Consider the following 16,935-nt stretch of genomic DNA (forward strand, 5'->3'; position numbering starts at 1 on the left):
CTATGGGTTGGAGCTACAAAAACAACGTTCAGGCAACCATAACTTCGTTATCGGCACCGAATTTTGGCTCACTCCACTAAATTATTTGTTCGAGGTCATCACTTTTCGAGCAAAAATAAGTTAACGTGGCCGGTTCACCGTATAGCGCCATCAGGGCCAGATCGGCAATGCGTTTAGATCATTGCGGCGGCTGGCACGGCGTTTATGTTTACCGGGTGTTTTGTTACTGATCGTGTTGATTGTGATGCATTGTCACGCAGTAGAACGCTTACGCTACAGGCTGGGGTTGGAACAGCTCGGCGCGCCACAGGCATTTACCACACAAGCCGCACCACACTGGGGGTCTTGCACCGACGGCGCCTGGTCGGGGTTGGCTATGCCGCGACAGTTGTCCACGTAGTCGGGAATACCATCGTCGTCGGCATCACCGAAATGTTGTGGCGGGTTGGTTGCCAGCACAGCGGTGATGAAGTTGTCTACCCTGTTGTTAACGGGGTTTTCTCTATTGGTTTCAACGTGATCGCCGGTGGAAGAGAGATCAAAAATATGAGGACTGTCGGGTTGGTTAGCAATCGCATCACGCAAGTCATCATACTGCCAGGCGCAATTACTCAACCCCGCGGCTGCGGCCTGCGGAATTGCCTCTAGTATGCCATTGCGGTAGCCCCCGCAAGCCGGATCCTTCTCGCCGATAATGTACATGCTCGGTACCTCGACGAAGCCGCCCTCGATGACCGCCTCAGGGTAGATGCCCAGGCCCAAGTAGTCATAACCGATTTTAGCCATGCCATCGTTCTCAAGGTCGGCCCCCTCATTAAACACATAACCCGGTACGCCGACCAAGGCATTAAACACGTCGAATATCCTGGGGGGAGTAAATGCCCACGAGTCGGCCACAATCGCCGTCAGGTAGGCGCCTTCTTCTGCATAGCCTTGGGACATGGAAAACACGCCAAGCGAACCGGCACTGGTGCCATGCGCGAAGGCATGTGTTGTCGGGTAATTGGCGACGGTATAGTCCAGGGCAGCCATGGTAGCCTGCAAGCCGTTTACCTGTCTCTCTCCGCCATTCGGGTTCGGGTTGTTGGGGTAGGGCGTGCCCCTTCCGGAATAATTATCGTGGTCACACATGGATACCAGCAGCACTCGGTATCCCTCCTGTATCCGCCGTGTGAGCGTGGAATCCATCACCTCGCCGTTGCGCATCGTATTGTACACAAGGTGGTTATCAATCAGGTCATCAAAGGATTCCTCATTATTAAAGGTATTCTGGGTCTGGGTCTTAACCGCTTGGTAAACCTGATTTTCGTCAAACCAACCGTAGCCGCCGCCGTGCAGATAAGCCCACAGTGGCGCTTCGGCACCGGGGTTATTGGCGGGCTCCATCACGAAGAACGTGTAGTTGCCTGACAGGCCGCAGGTGTAGGCCTCGTTGCGATAGAAGTTGAGCTCCCAGGAAGCATTGCTATTCAAACTGACTGTTCTGGTTTCCACCAGTGTGATCTGGTCGGCGGTGCGGTCCACTTGTGCATAAAGTGGTGAGGCGTTAAGTGCAACACCGAGTAAGAGTGAAAGAGCTGAGAGTTTCTTTACGATTCCGTACATGTTTTTGGTCCTTTCGTAATGTGCGTAGGCATTTTTGCTGTTGCGGGCTAGTAATGGAGGAGCCGTAACTACAGTAAGATTCGCCTTCACAAGCGGTTCGACCAGCACTACAGCCAACCGAACCGTAGACAATGGTAGTCTGCACCAAAGATAAAGTATAATTCTTTATTATCATTTCCGATAACTAAATATTATCAGGCAGAATTGCTATGGTCAGCCTAAAACAGCTCGTTCACCTCACCGCTGTCGCCGAGCATGGCAACATGCACAAGGCAGCGGATGTCCTTGGCCTCACCCAGCCTGCATTGACCCGGAGTCTGAATACCCTGGAGAACCTGTTGGATGTGAAACTATTTGACCGTCACAGCGGGGGCATGCAAGCAACCCCCTTCTGTCTCGAAATCATCGAGCAATGTCAGCAGGTCGTCATTGATGTCGAGGATATTCAGCGCGCCGCTCGCCTGCATCAGAATATCGAGGTCGGGGAACTAAACATCGGAGTCGGCGGAGGCGTCAGGGAGTTGGTTTTGCGAACTTCGCTCCCGGAGTTTGTATCTCGACACCCCAAGATCCGGATTAAGATTAGCGAGGGGAAACACGAAGACCTCGTCAGTGAACTTAAGAAGCGCAATCTCGATTTCCTTCTCATCGGGGTCAGCAGTTTCGAACAAACCAGAGAGATCCATAAAGAAGTCATCACCGTTCTCCCTCTGTCGGTGATGGCTCGCAAAGGGCACCCACTGCAGTCACAAAAAAAGCTCAGTTTTGAGCAGATTGTCCAGTATCCAATAGCAGCGCCTGCACAGGTTGGCCCATCGCACGACCTATTGAGTTCATCGAAAAAGGCTTCCCCCGAGGCAGCAGGGCCACAGATTATTTGTAGCGATTTTCCAACACTTATCAGTGTGCTGATGTGCTCCGATTCCCTGCTCGTTTCTGGGCCGTATAATTGTGAGGATGAACTTCGACAAGGCACGCTTGTAGAACTCGATTTCTCGCACCCAGCCTTGAACACTGAACTTGGAATTATTGAAATAAGCAAGCGCTCGCGCTCGCCGGCGGCTCAGAATTTTATAGATATTCTCGCCAAGGGCATCGCCAAGTAAACTCGCCTGAACTTTGATGATCGGGCGATTAGTATTTACGAACACCACCGACTCACAGCCGGCAGGTACTGGTAAAAGCACTTCAAAAATATATCGCAGCGAGGCGCCAATATCGCTTAGGCCAGTGACGGTTCCTTTTCTGATTGAAACGCTATCCTGACTCTATTGCGGCCCGCAGTTTTTGCGGCATACAAAGCGTCATCGGCGCTTTTGAGGGTAGCCATTGCGGTCTGGCCGTTAGCGCTGAGTGCGAGTCCGAGGCTTACGGTAATGGGAATAGTATCGTTCGCGGTGCCGTCTTCAATCCCCTGACACAGTGCGTCACTGACGGCTTTTGCGTCGGTACTGGAAATACTCTCCAGGATGACTAAAAACTCCTCACCGCCCCATCGTGCGATAAAGTCGTTGGGGCGCAGTTTACCGATTAAAAGACTTACAACTCGCCTTAAAACTCTGTCCCCTTCATTATGTCCGTGGGTGTCGTTCACTTGCTTAAAATGATCTAGGTCAAGCATGATGATGGCATATTTGCGTGGGCCAGCATCTAGCTGCTGAAACCGCGCGTCACAGGCTCGCCGATTAGCGAGTCCGGTCAATTGGTCTGTATTACTCTCTAGAGTCAGCTGCTGCTCTCGCTGTGCTGAAAGCTCGAGCGCGTATCTCTCATTGACCCAGCGCTTGAGTAACCAAGCGAATAACGCGTAAACACACAGGATAAGCGGCGCAATACGCCAGTCGTTTAAATACAGCGGCGCGAGGACTTCCCTGCTAGTGCCAAAAAAACTAATGGTGCCCAGGGCCACGCCTACCAGTATGCCAATGAATACTGCTTTCCCTGAAAACATGAGTGTCGTGATGACAATCAATACGGGTGTGTAGAGCAACACAATAAGAATACCAATCATTGCTTCGCGTGGTGGTGCGATTAGCCATGAATAGCTCCACCGGGCAATGAGTGACGCTAGAATCAACAATGCAATAACCCCTCGCTTATTCACGGAGAGGTGTGGCCACGTGAGGAGAACTGCGCTGAGAAATACCAGCCATCCGGAGGCAAATTGTAAGGAAATGTTTGTTCCAAAACCAACTAAACCAGATATAACGACTACTGCGGCCAAGAAGCAGGCAGTGGCGATAATGGTCAGGAGCATTCGAGATGCTGAATCTTGATCAATAGTTCGCGCACTCGAGGGCGACCCCAACTGCGAACTGATGCTCCTATTGTTCGGCGTATTCAAGTCCAGTGGCCTCTTCCAGCTGCGTGTGTCTTGCAGTCTTTTTATATCGTTATCAAAGCTTGATGGAGATGGAGCCCATCAGGGGTTTCTGACAAGTTAACTTAGAATTATGGGCTGACTCGCCACATAAAGGGTTTTGTTCATCAGAATGCGTCATCAGCACCCACTTTTGGCTCGATTTCGCTGAATCATTCACCGTCGCTTGCCACTTGACGAGCGAAGATTTTAATTTTTCATTAGCGTACAAGCGTCAGCGATGTCCTCAAGATAGCACTTCTTGCGCTGTTTGGCCTTACCGCCACTTTAATTTGAGTCACCAAGATATTACGAGGGGGTTGTATGACGGCCCAAGCTAAATAATGATGGGATCGATATTTTTGCATTGCGTGGCCATGCGCCGACCACATTGTTAGCTTGATCGGCGGTTTTTCGAGAAAATTACGAGTTAGCTCAGGCATATCATTTAAAAAATCTAATCTCAACCTGCTGTTTTTGTCCTATACTGAAAACTCCCGCAAGATATGTAACAGGACAATATCATGGACAACAATCTGGCAAAAACATTGGGCGCTGCAGCGGTTGCCGTCGCAATTACCGGTTGCGCCTCTATCGCAAATCAATCGGCGATGGATACAGAGAGACGACTCTCCGCAGCGGGCTTTCAAATGAAGCTTGCCGACACACCAGAAAAGATGGCCCGTCTTAAAACGATGACTGAACGAAAAATTGTGCCCACGACAATGGATGGAAGGACCGTTTTTGTTTACGCAGATGCGACTAGCTGCAAGTGCGTCTACGTCGGCTCAGAGGCAAATTATCAAGCGTATCAGCGCCTTTCGATACAACAGAACATGGTAAATGAGCAGCGAGCCACGGCGGAAGCGGCGCAGGCAAGCGAAATGAACTGGAATGCCTGGGGTGCTTGGCCTCGGCCCATGTGGTATTAATCCGGGTCTCCGTTTGGATTGGCTAATGGGCGCTGCCAGGTTAACCGCAGTAACTTGATAGAATCGCTGGATGAGCGACAACGACAACTTAGCTTTTCAGCACTAATTTGTCAGTACTGCTACACCCTAGTCTGCCGGTGATCGCAGCCGTAAACTGACTCTTACCTAAACAGTCTGTGGTGTACATCTGTCACTGCGCGTTAATTTGGTAAGTCACAGGTAGCAGCGCGTAGGCAACTCGCGATACCGTTTTCATTGACACCATCGCATGAAATGATTGATCCAGAGAGTCTTAGTAAACATCCTTTGGGGTATTCGCAGTTGCCCTCTGTCATACTTGATGGAATGAGAGGGGGGGTGCACTGAGACGCGTTTTCGCAGATATTTCCCCCGATTTTGGATGAGTCTGACGGTTGCACAGTCGTGCAAAACTGCTGTTTAGTACTCTTGAAATTAAATGCCTGCGCAAATGTAGTAGTACTTTCTGTAAACGCACCGTTCGAATATTCAAAAATATAGGCGGCGTTACGCGGCGGTGTTTCCCAATATATGGGTTCATAGTCCCAATTATAATCGAAAAATTGATCTTTATACTTCTGAGGTATGCGCGATGGCGCGTCAAGGATCGCGGTGCCGAGCGTGTAAAGGCCCTGGCTCGTCCAGAATATTGCAGACGATTCGCCTGCCGCAGCATCTTTTTTCAGCTTACGTCGAAGGAGTGTCGCGATATCGGATGTCGGGTTTGGGCCCTGACGCCCAAAATCGCCCTTGCCTTTCCCCGCCCCGAGGTATTCATCGAGCTGAGCAGGATTATTCTGGCAGTTCTGTGAAGGCTGATCGGGCGTGCCACAAAGATAAATGATCGGGTCAGTAGATGCCCTCGTAAGAGCCTCTTTATTATCGGGCCTCGGAATCGGCGGAAAGCTTTCTTTTATACTACAAATTGATACATCTACGTCCAGGATCAAGGGGGGGTGCGCCTGCTTTTGCGAATCTGCCGTTCCCAACTGAGCCAGGGGGCGTGCCGTACAGAAAGCGTTTGTAGCGCCATTGAGCTCGTTTTGACCCGTTAATGATGGGCTGGATGCATAGACGCGCGTTAGAGGGCAGTGGCCGGATGTTGCAGCAAAATCTGCCACCATGTCAGGGTAAAGCTGCGCATGTCTCTGACCAATCCAGGTGAGTAAACCCCACGGTGGACCAACGTCCTCGAGACCGCCATGATCCTCAGCATGGCGGAAGACGTACACGACGGGCGTACAGGCGGTTGACTGCTGAGCCTGCACCTCTGCAGGGTATCCGAGCAGCATGCCCGCCAAAAATACTACCCCAAGAACAGCTTTTTCTAACACAAACATCCCGTCTCCCTGTGACAGCGCCCATGAGTATTATTGAGTGAAATCGATGCGAAAAATCGTGCCGTATCCATATTCGCCGCCGCCAGTGGTCGTGCCATACGCAAATCCATCTTCGCCAACAAGAAGGCTGGAATTGGGCAGTCTTCCATCATTCTCTGAGGCTGTGAAGGAATACAAAACACCACCAACGCCCTCCGGGCTAATTTTGTAAAGAGAGCCATTGGCGTAGTCGCCGCCAAGATAGGTCACGCCATAAATGCTGCCATCGTCAAGGAAGCGAAGGCGGGACGCAGGCACTTGGCCATCGCTTTGCCCGTCAGCGCCAAAAGAGTAAAAGACGCTTTCCGATCGATCTGCACCGATCTTGAAGACAGAGCCTTTGCCATATTTTCCACCAGCCTCCGTTGTGCCATAAAAACTCCCATCATCCCTGCTCCGGACCTTCGTGTTCGGAAAGGCGCCATCCGCTTCGTTGCCGAAGGAATGAATCACCGTATAATCACCGTCCGTCGTAATTCGAAAAAACGTACCACGACCGTATTCACCGCCCAGGTAAGTGGTTCCGTAGAAATGATTATCGGGTGATCGCGACAGGCCCGCAGTGGGGTTCAGACCGCCCGCTGGATTCTCGCCAAAAGAGTGCAACACAGACTCCTCTCCTGACGCCGATATCGTGTACACCGTCCCTTTGCCATGTATTCCGCCGTTGGTCGTAGTGCCATAGAATTGGGGAGACGGATTCGGGCAATTACGCGTGTCGATCGTGTGTCCCTGGGGTAATTCGCCATCGAAGCCGCCGCCGAAGGAATGCAGCACCGTAACGGAGCCGTCCTGGGTGAATCTGAGGAAGGTACCTGCATCGTGAGCACCTCCTTTTGTAGTGGTCGCGTAAAAAAGACCGTCACAGGCGAGCGTAAGCCCGGAGGCCGGGTTTGCGCCGTCAGCTTCTCCTCCTGCAAAATCATGAATTACATCGCTACTGTCGCTGGCGGGATCGTAACGGTAGATGGTTCCCATACCGTAGCGTCCCCCGTAGGTTGTCACACCGAACGTGCGTCCGTCTGAGCCGTAGTCCAAGCCAGAATCAGGGTAGCCGCCATCCTCGCCGCCTTTGAATGCAGTGATTGTTGACAGCGGCGAAATATCGCAAGTGATTGTAATGTTCGTGACATCTTCTGTGCCAATAACGCCTGCGGAATTGGTCACTGTGCACACTTGTCCGGGCGGGGGGGCCACAATCGAAATTTGATAATTGGCGCCGCTTTCAAATACCTCAGCATTTCGAGCAGAACCAGTAAATTTAAATGTTCCGTCGGCAACACTCAGGATCTTGGTGGTCTCTGTTGGCGCACCCACAAAGGAAAACCCGTTAAAAATCACTTTGACTGGCGCTTGTGCGTCGGAAATAGTGCCCCCGACAGAGTAGTAAAGTGGCTCTGGATTGTCTGAGGAGCTATCGCTGCAGCCAGCGACAAGGAGGCAGAGGAAAAACGGGCATACGCACGATAAACTGCGCAATGTCATACCGGCCTTGTGCGCCGAAAATGCCGACCTCGAGGCAAGGCGGTTTCGATCGAAGGTCAGACGCATTGGATCGGTAATTGTTTCAACCATGTATTGCCCTGCCTCCGCTTTATTAATTTACTGTGATGCCTTCATTAATCTAACCCTTTCTGAACGGTAGCGATACAGCTATGGCGTTTAAGCTGAACTAAACCTAAGTTTAATCTCGTCATCGCTGGTGAAGAAGTAACCCGGCCAGATTGCTGTGATAAATATTATGAATAATTAACTACTATATAGCTCTGAACCACCATGAAACCGACAGAGCGTGCTGGCAAGTTAAACGCGAAAAATTGATAGAATCGCCCCATGAACACTTATAAACGTTTAGTTTTCCACCCGATATCATTAGTAATGCTGCCGAGCTCTGCTACAGATGCAGCCCGAGCCACTGAGATATCGAAGACCTGCTCGCAGAGCGGGGTATCATCGTTACACGCTAATCCATCTGCCTCTGGAGCATCAAGTTCGGAGCAATCTATACCCTTTTTTTGAAAAGAAAGCGCCGGGACCATGGTAATACGCTCCACACCGATGAGGTCTTCGCCGGTGTGCCGTACCATTTAGATCGACGGCAAGCGATATCACCTATGGCGAGCAGTGGATTAAGATGGTGGAGTGATTGTTGTATATCTCCAATGCAGGCGGGATGGGGTTGCAGCGAAGCGACTTCTCAGGTGTTTACTGCGATCTCATGGAGTCGAGCCCGGGAAGATCGTGACGGACAAGTTACATCGCTATGGAGTCCGCCACCGAGAACTAATACCCCGGGTGATCCAAGCATTAGGTATTGGAACAATCAGATTAAGCAGTCTCATGAGGCGACCAGGCTAAGGAAGGGGCGGAAGCGGTGGTTCAAGTGGATGAGGCAGGCTCAGCGGTTCGTCATTGCCTGCGCCGCTGCCCACAACCTGTTCAATCTTGGCAGCCACCCGGGCAGGGCTCAGCACTAGCGTGATCTAAGGTGTCGTGCGTGTTAGGAGTGGAATAGACTGGTTGCCTGATTGGAGAATGGAGATTGCAGTCCTCTGCATAAGTGAATCCGTCAGTACCTATCAACGCCAGGCTGTCGCTTGTCAGTCGGTGTGTGATGCGGCAGACTTATGTTTTCCACGTCATGAAGCGGTGTTGCCTGATGGACGATGTGAGCGAATTTTTAACATTAGTTTATGTCTTATCAGTGAACGCAATGCGATAGAAATATGAGGATTAAGTGAGTGAAAAAAATTATATATGCGGGACTGCTGACAATCATCGCTGCCATCGTATCAGGTTGTTCAGATAAGGCAGGCGTCGATGTCATCAGGGTCGCGGTATCGCCGGCGTCCCCGCCCATGTTGTTTGAAAAGAACGGTGAATATCAAGGCGTTGACCTGGAGATTTTTCAAGGTTACGCAGACTCCAGAGGACTGACCATGCAGATCACGTCGTACGATTGGCAGGGAATGCTGGGTGCGGTTTCCAGTGGTCAGGCCGATGTCGCATTCTCTGGCATTTCGATTACCGCCAAGCGTGAGAAAGCGATGGATTTCTCGACTCCCTACTATGACAATGCGTGGCATCTTGTCAGTCTTGAAAGTCGTGATATCACGATCAGCGACCTGTCTGAATTGAAGCAGTACTCTATTGGTTACCCTCGCGGTATGGCCTACGAAGGATTGATCAGAACCGAACTCGAACCCAAAGGCTACTATTCAGTCAGCATGGTCAAGCTCTATCCCTCCTATAATGAAGTTGTGACAGATCTGGAAAACGGTAATCTCGATATTGCATTTATCGAAGAGCCGGTTCTGAATAACTATATTTATAAAATTAAGACACCAATCGAGAGTGACTATGTATTTACCGGCTTCGATCAGTTGGGTTTCGCCTTTGCCAAGGACTCTGCTCTCCGGAATGACTTCAACACATATCTCGATGAGCTCGGTCCGGAAAAAATTCAAGCGATTATTGACAAGTGGATGAAGTAAGCACGGATGGATTTTGCGCAGATACTGTCCGTGCTTGGGCAAGGGGTCGCCTATACAGTTCTGGTAACACTGGCATGTAATCTGACAGCAGTCCTGATCGGTCTTGTAACGGTTGGCCTGCGAAAGTTTGAATCAACCCTCCTTAATCTAGTACTTGATATTTTTACCTATGTGTTTCGCGCAATACCGATGCTGGTATTGCTTTTCATTGTCTATTTCGGACTGTCTGAATTCGGTTTCAGAGTCTCACCGATGATCGCTATGATGCTGAGCCTTGGAGTGATTGCCGGGGCTTATATTGCTGAGGTTTTTCGAGGCGCACTACATTCCATTGACAGCAATGAGGTGCTTGCTGCACACGCATCTGGCATGAACAGGTTGCAAGTATTTATTTATATTGAGATGCCGCAGATGTTGAGACTGGCGATGCCAGGCATGGTCAATGAATTTACAACAGTGCTTAAATATTCCCCCTTTGCCTACACCGTCGGCATCCCTGAGATAACAAAGCAGGCAATGGCGCTTGTGGGAACAACCAATCAGGGTATCGAGATTTATCTTGCTGCCGGTATTCTTTATTTTATTATTTATCGTATCTTGCTCGCCGGACTTGAAGCGATCGAGAGGTACTTTCGCATACCAGGCATGGCGCCGTCATGAGGGCTTGGCCGCGCATTAATGAGCGGACTTCAGCGTGAGGAGCATCTATGTCTGTCATTAGAATCCGTGACCTGGTCAAGCAGTATGATGGTCTGAGAGCCCTGGACGGGGTTGATCTTGATCTCGCAGAAGGCGAAATCAAGGTCATCATGGGTCCATCAGGCTGCGGTAAATCGACGTTGTTGCGATGCCTGAATCGGTTGGTTGAGCCGACCTCTGGCAGTATCCATTTTCTTGGCGAAGATATTACATCTTCCGATGTTGATGTCAGGCAACTGCGACAACAAATCGGCTTTGTTTTTCAACAGTTTGCCTTGTACCGACATCTCTCGGTGCTCGATAACGTAACGCTGGCGCTGCGTAAACTGCAAGGCATGAGTCGTGCAGAAGCGGATGTAAAGGCGATGGCAGAGTTGGCCGGCCTTGGAATGACGTCTCATAGCCATAAATACCCTTCGCAGATATCGGGTGGCCAGAAGCAACGTGTCGCTATTGCGCGGGCGCTGGCGATGAATCCTGCTGTTATTGTTTTTGACGAGCCGACATCAGCACTTGATCCAATCATGTCTCGAGAAGTTGGTGCGTTGATTCAGACACTGAATACCGACAATGTTACCATTTTGTGTGTTACGCACGATCTTGAGCTTGGTCAGTACCTGTCTAACGAGGTGACTTTTCTTGACCAGGGCCGGGTTGTCGCTGAAGCCAGTTTTGAATATTTATCGAATGGTCATTCGGATGCCAGGGTCCGAGACTTTTTCGGCAGGAAGGCCTGAATCTGATGTCGGACTGGAAAGTTTTTTCTGATGATTTGATTGAGCAACTGCCGTTAATCATGAGCGGCCTTGAGAACACTCTCTTGCTTGCAACAAGCATCAGTATCACAGGGTTTGTGTTTGGTATTTTGGTATTCTACCTGACGTTGAGCCAGAATAGTCTTGTCAGACTCTTCATGCGCGGCTACATTTCATTTTTCATTGGCATGCCACTGATCGTCCTATTGTTTCTTATGTATTACGGTATGCCGACAATTGGCGTCAGATGGTCCCCTCTGACGGTGGCCCTGATCGGCTTCACACTTAATATTGGCGCCTACAACGCCGCCTACCTGAAAACTGCCTACAATGGTCTGGAGCAATCGGAGCTTGACGCGGCTCAGGCACAAGGCTTCAGTCAATTTCAAACATTTCGGCTGATCATACTGCCGCAGGTGCTGCGATTGTCTGTTCCGGCGATGACAAACCAGGTGATCAGAAATATCAAGGACACGTCTGTCGCATTCCTGATCCAGTACACAGAATTTTTTGCGCGTATTCAGGAACTGGCTTCAACCAATTTTCAGTTCTTCAAGGCATATACACTGGCTGGTGTGGTCTACCTGGCGATGGTCTCGGTCGTCGTGCTTTGTTCGATGTGGCTTGAGCGGCGTCTCGCCATTCCCGGCACACATCGCCCGACACGTAAGGCCAACTCTCGCTACTGATAAGTTACGTTATTTTGGTGCAAAAACTGGGTGTCGCAAGCTAGGTTACCATCCCAATAGAGCGAAATTTGGGGCCTTGGGACATATGTTTAATCAATCTATGCAGACTTGTGTAGTGTCAGTTCATGACCCAGAGTTACCTTGTCATTACCAATTTGGTGAATTCGGGAAGGCACTTGATTCGGGCTGAACATTACCGTGATCTCAGGGTAAGTGCGTTCGCTGAATAGAGTAGGGCAGTAGCCTGATCGTCAGAGGCTGAATATCTTCGGGTCCAGCGACTTGATTTTTCAGTAACGTGTCAGGTTTTAAATTGCTTTGAAAAGCAGCACCGAAAAGAGACTGTCTTCGTCTACCCAGCTATCTGCCATTTGCCAGCCACATTGCCCTATCAGTTTTTTAAGGACATCGATCTCGAACTTTCGTGAGTTTTCAGTATGAACAGTTTCACCCTGCCGGAAATCGAATGTTTTCCCTGATATTTCAACAGATTGGTCTCGCTCGCTCACCAGATGCATCTCGATTCTTGCGTCATGGTCGTTCCATCTTGCTTCATGGTTGAAAGAAGCGACATCAAAGTTTGCGTCTAACTCTCCGTTAATGCGTCTTAACAAATTGAGATTGAATTCAGATGTGATGCCGGCAGAATCGTCGTACGCCGGAATCAGAATATTGGGGTCCTTTTTTAAATCTGCACCCAGAACAAATTGTGCACCTGCGCCTAAGTCCTCACGCGCGCGCTGCATGAAGCCTGTAATTTCTGAGCTCTCCAGATTGCCGATGGTAGACCCGGGAAAGAAACCGACTCGCGCACCTTCGGCTGATTTTTCAGGTAAATCGACGGTCGACAAAAAGTCAGCGACAACGGGTTCAATATCCAGGTTTGGGTAGTCTTTCTGCAATGATGCGGCACTGGTTTGCAAAAATTCTGCAGAGATATCAACGGGTATATAAGTACTGACTTCTTCAAGCGCATCGATGAGTATCCGGGTTTTGACCGAGGCGCCAGCGCCATACTCGACCACTGTTGCGTGAGGGCCGACATGATCTGCGATTTCAACCGCGTATTGCGACAAAATGCCGGTTTCCGTGCGGGTCGGGTAATATTCCGGCAGCACGGTAATTTCCTCAAAAAGTTCTGAGCCCCTTTCGTCATACAACCATCGGCAAGGAATGGTTTTCTGAACTTGAGAAAGTCCATCAATGACGTCGTCTTCGAACGTATTCTGGGAACCATTGGCCGTTTCAAGCATTATTTAGCCTCGCCGCGTCGATCAATCTAAAACCAACGCCTTATAGCGTGAATGTGTATGACTGTTAAATTGCAGAAGTGATAGTGGCTGCAATCGCACAATGTGCGGTGCGTAGTTTACAGAAAAATTGAGCGGTAAGACGATTACACGAAAATAAAGAGCATGCCGGTCTGTTTTTGACGGGATTCAACTCAATTCACGCTCTGTACCGATAGCTTACGAATTGACAAGTCCACGGTTGCTTGCCGCCGGTTGCGAGTCTTTTACTACTCAATGGCCACTCGATTGCCCTTTGGGTTCAGCTGAGCGCAGGCTTTCTCGCGAAACGATAGAACAACACGCTTGCAACCAGTCCGAGAAATGCGAAGCAGGTCATCAGAAGATAAAAGTCTTGATGGCCCTGCAAACCGGGCGATCTATCCAAAATCCAGCCGGACATGGGACCCATAAAAATATCCGGCGTAAATCCAATGACAGAAACCAGCCCTGTCGCGGTACCAGTCTCGACTCCTGAGACCTTACCCTCTTCGAACATCGCAAAATAGATGCCGCGCAGGCCAAATACAGCAGCACTCGTGACAATCACATTCGCGAACAGTATCCAAATCTGAGACACATCAGGGGCGTCGAAGGAGAGAAATCCAAAGCAAATTATCATTAGCGTAAAACATAGAGCTGTTGCTCGAGACGGCAAGATACGGTCCGCCAGAAGGCCCGCACCAACGGCCGCGACCGGACGAATCCAAACGCTATAGGCAGTCAATTCAGCAGCTTCAACTTCATTCAACCCATAAGCTGTATAGGCAAATAGAGAATAATTGTCGATACCCTTATATCCAACATAGGCCGCTACAATAATGAGTGACTGTAACCAAACTGTTGGCAATCTCATGACATCAATCGTTCGTCTTACCAGACCAGATCTGTGGGCATTGAAATTTGAGTTTGAGTTTACGAGGTCGACGGTAGGTTCGGGTACCAACAGCCAAACCAAAGGCACTGCCAAAAATGTGAATGCGGTATAGCAATAGATTACATTCTGAAGCGCCATAATCCGTTCAGCGTCACTCGCGAGCGCCACATCGGAGGGAAAAAAACTACGAAAGACTAAAACCGCAGCGACCCCGACCAATGCCGCAAATAACCCACGGCCACCATCTAGTATCCCAAATGCGCGACCTTGCGCTGAGACGGCACCCCATTCGCGGGTCGCTCGGATCAGTGCACCCCAAAATAACAGGATGGTGGTAAAGCCCCAAAAGCCAAACAGTAAGTGCAGGCTCTGATACGATGGAATCTGCGCAAAATAAAATCCGCCAAGCCCAGTCGCAACCAAAGAGGCGGCCAAAAGTTTACGGGCGGAATACATATCGGCGAGTTGCCCTCCTGGGAAATAGGCCAGCATTGCAATAACGCCATACGAGGCTTGCACAAGCCCCAACTGCATATTACTGAACTCAAAAACCTCTAAAAATGTAGGACGAAAGAATCGGGTCACGTGAAATGGCAGGGAGAATATGGCCTCACCCGCGATAATAAGGGCTGTCATTGTCATCAAATGCGGAAAATCCGCATAGTTGATACCGAGCATTTGTTTTTCAGACCGACTCATAAAATTCTCTTTTGCAGATCAATCAGCGCGTAGATGGCATACAGGATTGTATGCACTGTTGATGATATCTCCTGGTTCGATTGCCGGCATAAATTTTTGAAATTCACCGGAAATCATGGTCGGATTTGAGACAAGACGTGCTCCGTCTTCGAAATAGGTTGTCGCTAATGCCATACGGGATTCGTTAGTCCTATTTGCCCCGGCGGTATGAAACGATAAGGTATGATGAAAGCTGATCTCGCCCAACTCAAAGCCACTATCATCAATACGAATATCTCTATCCGCGAAAATTTGGCTCAACTGCCTGTCATAGCTTGAGTCAAACTTGTTAAAAGACAGGTCTTTAACGAGTTTGTATGTTTCTATTCCCGCGGCAAATGCAAGCGGGCCCATTTCCCGTGGGATAGGCTGCAACGGAATCCAGGCGGTACAGACATTTTGGCTGTCGATTGGAAAGTGATGGTAATCATAATGCCAGGGTGTGCGCCCACAGCCGGGTTCTTTTGATAACGCATTGTCGTGATAAAGACGTACCGCTTGTACACCCAGGAGTTCGCTCGCAATTTGCGCGATGCGTTTGCTCAAAACGAAATGCCGCACGAGTTCGTCGTGAAGCCACATCATTTCATCACTTCGAAAAGCCAAGTCAGTTTCGACACCCAATGCATTAATTAAAATGCTATTAATGCGTTGTCTAAGAAGCGTTAGATGTTCAGCGTTGATGACGTTTTTAAGTTTGATGTAACCATTCGCGGCAAATTGATCGATAGAATCCGAAGACAACTGGTAAGGCACTGAAAGATCAGCCTCTAGCTGCGCGAGTATTGATTGGTCAACTTCAATCGGTGCTTGCTCAGTGGGGGTCGCTACTTGAACCGCAGGACTATTTTGATCATGCTCGTTCTCTGCGAGCGTCATGTACCAATTCCACCATTGCTGGTTGTCTTGATCCCACTGCGATGCGACGTCTTCGCTTTTTTTGTGGGCCTTGGACAAATAGTCAGAGGACTCAGGTTTGCGCTGCGATTTAGAAGGTTCTGTCACTTGTCTTGCATCCAAAAATTGAAAGAAGATAAATCATCTCCAAACACGACAACGTCAACAGATTGCTGAAAACGATAGGCACCCTGGCGTTTGGCGCTCGTCAAATATTGCCCCAAAGACCCACTTTTCATCATTCGATCCAACGATATGGAATCATCAAAAGCGCAACGCTGTAGGTAGGATTCGAGTGCTTGGTGATCCTTTTCGTCAATAACGGTTTTATAATCAAGCGTGCGCCGTTGCCTTTCAAATCCAACATTGTTAGCAGCGTCATAGACATCTTCGGCGGTACTGAAACGCGTGCCATTGCCACCGTGGATGCTGTCTAAGAAATGCTCATAGAACCAGCTATAGTGGCCACTGCGATTCGACTGAGCCACGACGCCGATACCGCCGGGCCTTATGGCACCTCTCAAAATAGCCATGCATTCGCTCATCTCCTCGGCCGGCACGCAATAAAGTGCGTGGGTTGCCCAGCAGAGATCATAAGTCTCTGGATTTGGCTGCCAGTCCTGCAGCCTGCAGCAATAGTGGTCGCGTTCTACAAAAGGTGGCTTGAGTACGGCTGCCGCTTCCTCGATTGCAAAAATACTGGGATCCAAAAGGTCGTACAGCACTTGAGTCGATTTGCTTTCAGCACTCATCAACTCAGACAGTGTTGTATGCTCCAATAGTGCCCCCGGGAACTTACCGCTGCCGCAGGCCAAATCTGCCAATTGGAGAGCGCCTGTTTGCTGTGACAACGATGTCAGCAAAGCAGGCCAGTCGATCAAGTCGGCCAAATGCCTGTAATCGACTGTCGCATAGGTATAAAAGTTGTCCATACCGTCACGACCGTCGGCGCTCCAGTGAGCACAACTCCGATCAAAGGTGTCGGCATCTGTGGCGGCAGGAAGGGATCGACTCATGTTTTGGCTCCAATTCATGTGATCTTCTGTGTGATTCGCAATGTGACTCTCAGTATCGTTGTCAGACGATGCTCTCTGCTCAAAAGGAAGCAGGCCATCAATAACCCAGTAAAATTTTCGGAAACTCTGTTAGTGTACGCCATCGGTCGTGCAAGCGAGCGTATCTTTGCGCAAAAGCGTTCACTTTA

General features: G+C 49.7%; 14 protein-coding genes and 1 pseudogene. 7 read left to right on the forward strand and 8 right to left on the reverse strand.

Annotated features, from left to right (window positions below; all coding sequences use genetic code 11):
- Positions 1 to 273: 273 nt before the first annotated feature.
- A complete protein-coding gene (locus EYC82_RS15825; protein WP_279250515.1) occupies positions 274 to 1,605 on the reverse strand; it encodes a thrombospondin type 3 repeat-containing protein in 1,332 nt (443 codons plus the stop codon).
- A 209-nt stretch (positions 1,606 to 1,814) separates the two neighbouring features.
- Here EYC82_RS15825 and EYC82_RS15830 point away from each other — a divergent pair, with 209 nt between their 5' ends.
- Positions 1,815 to 2,711 carry a LysR family transcriptional regulator gene (locus tag EYC82_RS15830; protein ID WP_279250516.1) on the forward strand — a complete coding sequence of 299 codons (897 nt, stop codon included), beginning with the start codon at positions 1,815 to 1,817 and terminating at the stop codon, positions 2,709 to 2,711.
- A gap of 116 nt (positions 2,712 to 2,827) precedes the next feature.
- Here EYC82_RS15830 and EYC82_RS15835 read toward each other — a convergent pair whose 3' ends face one another.
- On the reverse strand, positions 2,828 to 3,709 hold the full coding sequence (locus tag EYC82_RS15835; RefSeq protein WP_279250517.1) for a GGDEF domain-containing protein: 882 nt from the start codon (positions 3,707 to 3,709) through the stop codon (positions 2,828 to 2,830).
- A 779-nt stretch (positions 3,710 to 4,488) separates the two neighbouring features.
- Between EYC82_RS15835 and EYC82_RS15840 the strand changes: the two genes are divergently transcribed.
- The gene (locus tag EYC82_RS15840; protein WP_279250518.1) at positions 4,489 to 4,896 is read left to right on the forward strand and encodes a hypothetical protein; all 408 of its coding nucleotides are present in this window, start codon (positions 4,489 to 4,491) and stop codon (positions 4,894 to 4,896) included.
- A gap of 200 nt (positions 4,897 to 5,096) precedes the next feature.
- Here the strand turns inward: EYC82_RS15840 and EYC82_RS15845 are convergent, their stop codons facing one another.
- Positions 5,097 to 5,864, reverse strand: a complete 768-nt coding sequence (locus tag EYC82_RS15845; protein ID WP_279250519.1) for a hypothetical protein — start codon at positions 5,862 to 5,864, stop codon at positions 5,097 to 5,099.
- Between the two features lie 420 nt (positions 5,865 to 6,284).
- The gene (locus tag EYC82_RS15850; protein WP_279250520.1) at positions 6,285 to 7,868 is read right to left on the reverse strand and encodes a choice-of-anchor tandem repeat GloVer-containing protein; all 1,584 of its coding nucleotides are present in this window, start codon (positions 7,866 to 7,868) and stop codon (positions 6,285 to 6,287) included.
- A gap of 258 nt (positions 7,869 to 8,126) precedes the next feature.
- On the opposite strand from EYC82_RS15850, the pseudogene EYC82_RS18180 reads away from it, so the two are divergent.
- From EYC82_RS18180 to EYC82_RS15875, 5 genes and pseudogenes are all read left to right on the forward strand, one after another.
- Positions 8,127 to 8,770, forward strand: a pseudogene (locus EYC82_RS18180) (IS6 family transposase).
- 264 nt (positions 8,771 to 9,034) lie between these two features.
- Positions 9,035 to 9,787 (forward strand): transporter substrate-binding domain-containing protein, encoded by a 753-nt coding sequence (locus EYC82_RS15860; protein ID WP_279250522.1) that lies wholly within the window; start codon positions 9,035 to 9,037, stop codon positions 9,785 to 9,787.
- Positions 9,788 to 9,793: 6 nt separating this feature from the next.
- Positions 9,794 to 10,447: an amino acid ABC transporter permease gene (locus tag EYC82_RS15865; RefSeq protein WP_279250523.1), complete on the forward strand. Its 654-nt coding sequence runs from the start codon at positions 9,794 to 9,796 to the stop codon at positions 10,445 to 10,447.
- Positions 10,448 to 10,494: 47 nt separating this feature from the next.
- The gene (locus tag EYC82_RS15870) at positions 10,495 to 11,223 is read left to right on the forward strand and encodes an amino acid ABC transporter ATP-binding protein (protein WP_279250524.1); all 729 of its coding nucleotides are present in this window, start codon (positions 10,495 to 10,497) and stop codon (positions 11,221 to 11,223) included.
- Positions 11,224 to 11,228: 5 nt separating this feature from the next.
- Complete coding sequence (locus EYC82_RS15875; RefSeq protein ID WP_279250525.1) at positions 11,229 to 11,930, forward strand: amino acid ABC transporter permease; 702 nt, start codon at positions 11,229 to 11,231, stop codon at positions 11,928 to 11,930.
- 308 nt (positions 11,931 to 12,238) lie between these two features.
- On the opposite strand, the gene egtD is transcribed toward EYC82_RS15875, so the two are convergent.
- The 4 genes from egtD to EYC82_RS15895 form a co-directional block, all read right to left on the reverse strand.
- Positions 12,239 to 13,183: an L-histidine N(alpha)-methyltransferase gene (gene egtD / locus EYC82_RS15880; RefSeq protein WP_279250526.1), complete on the reverse strand. Its 945-nt coding sequence runs from the start codon at positions 13,181 to 13,183 to the stop codon at positions 12,239 to 12,241.
- Positions 13,184 to 13,481: 298 nt separating this feature from the next.
- Positions 13,482 to 14,795 (reverse strand): MFS transporter, encoded by a 1,314-nt coding sequence (locus tag EYC82_RS15885; protein WP_279250527.1) that lies wholly within the window; start codon positions 14,793 to 14,795, stop codon positions 13,482 to 13,484.
- 18 nt (positions 14,796 to 14,813) lie between these two features.
- Positions 14,814 to 15,839 carry a phytanoyl-CoA dioxygenase family protein gene (locus tag EYC82_RS15890; protein WP_279250528.1) on the reverse strand — a complete coding sequence of 342 codons (1,026 nt, stop codon included), beginning with the start codon at positions 15,837 to 15,839 and terminating at the stop codon, positions 14,814 to 14,816.
- Positions 15,836 to 16,747 (reverse strand): class I SAM-dependent methyltransferase, encoded by a 912-nt coding sequence (locus tag EYC82_RS15895; RefSeq protein ID WP_279250529.1) that lies wholly within the window; start codon positions 16,745 to 16,747, stop codon positions 15,836 to 15,838. The genes EYC82_RS15890 and EYC82_RS15895 overlap by 4 nt, the downstream gene beginning before the upstream one ends.
- Positions 16,748 to 16,935: the final 188 nt, after the last annotated feature.

Origin of the sequence: Candidatus Marimicrobium litorale, assembly GCF_026262645.1 — a bacterium.
Taxonomy (GTDB): domain Bacteria; phylum Pseudomonadota; class Gammaproteobacteria; order Pseudomonadales; family Halieaceae; genus Marimicrobium; species Marimicrobium litorale.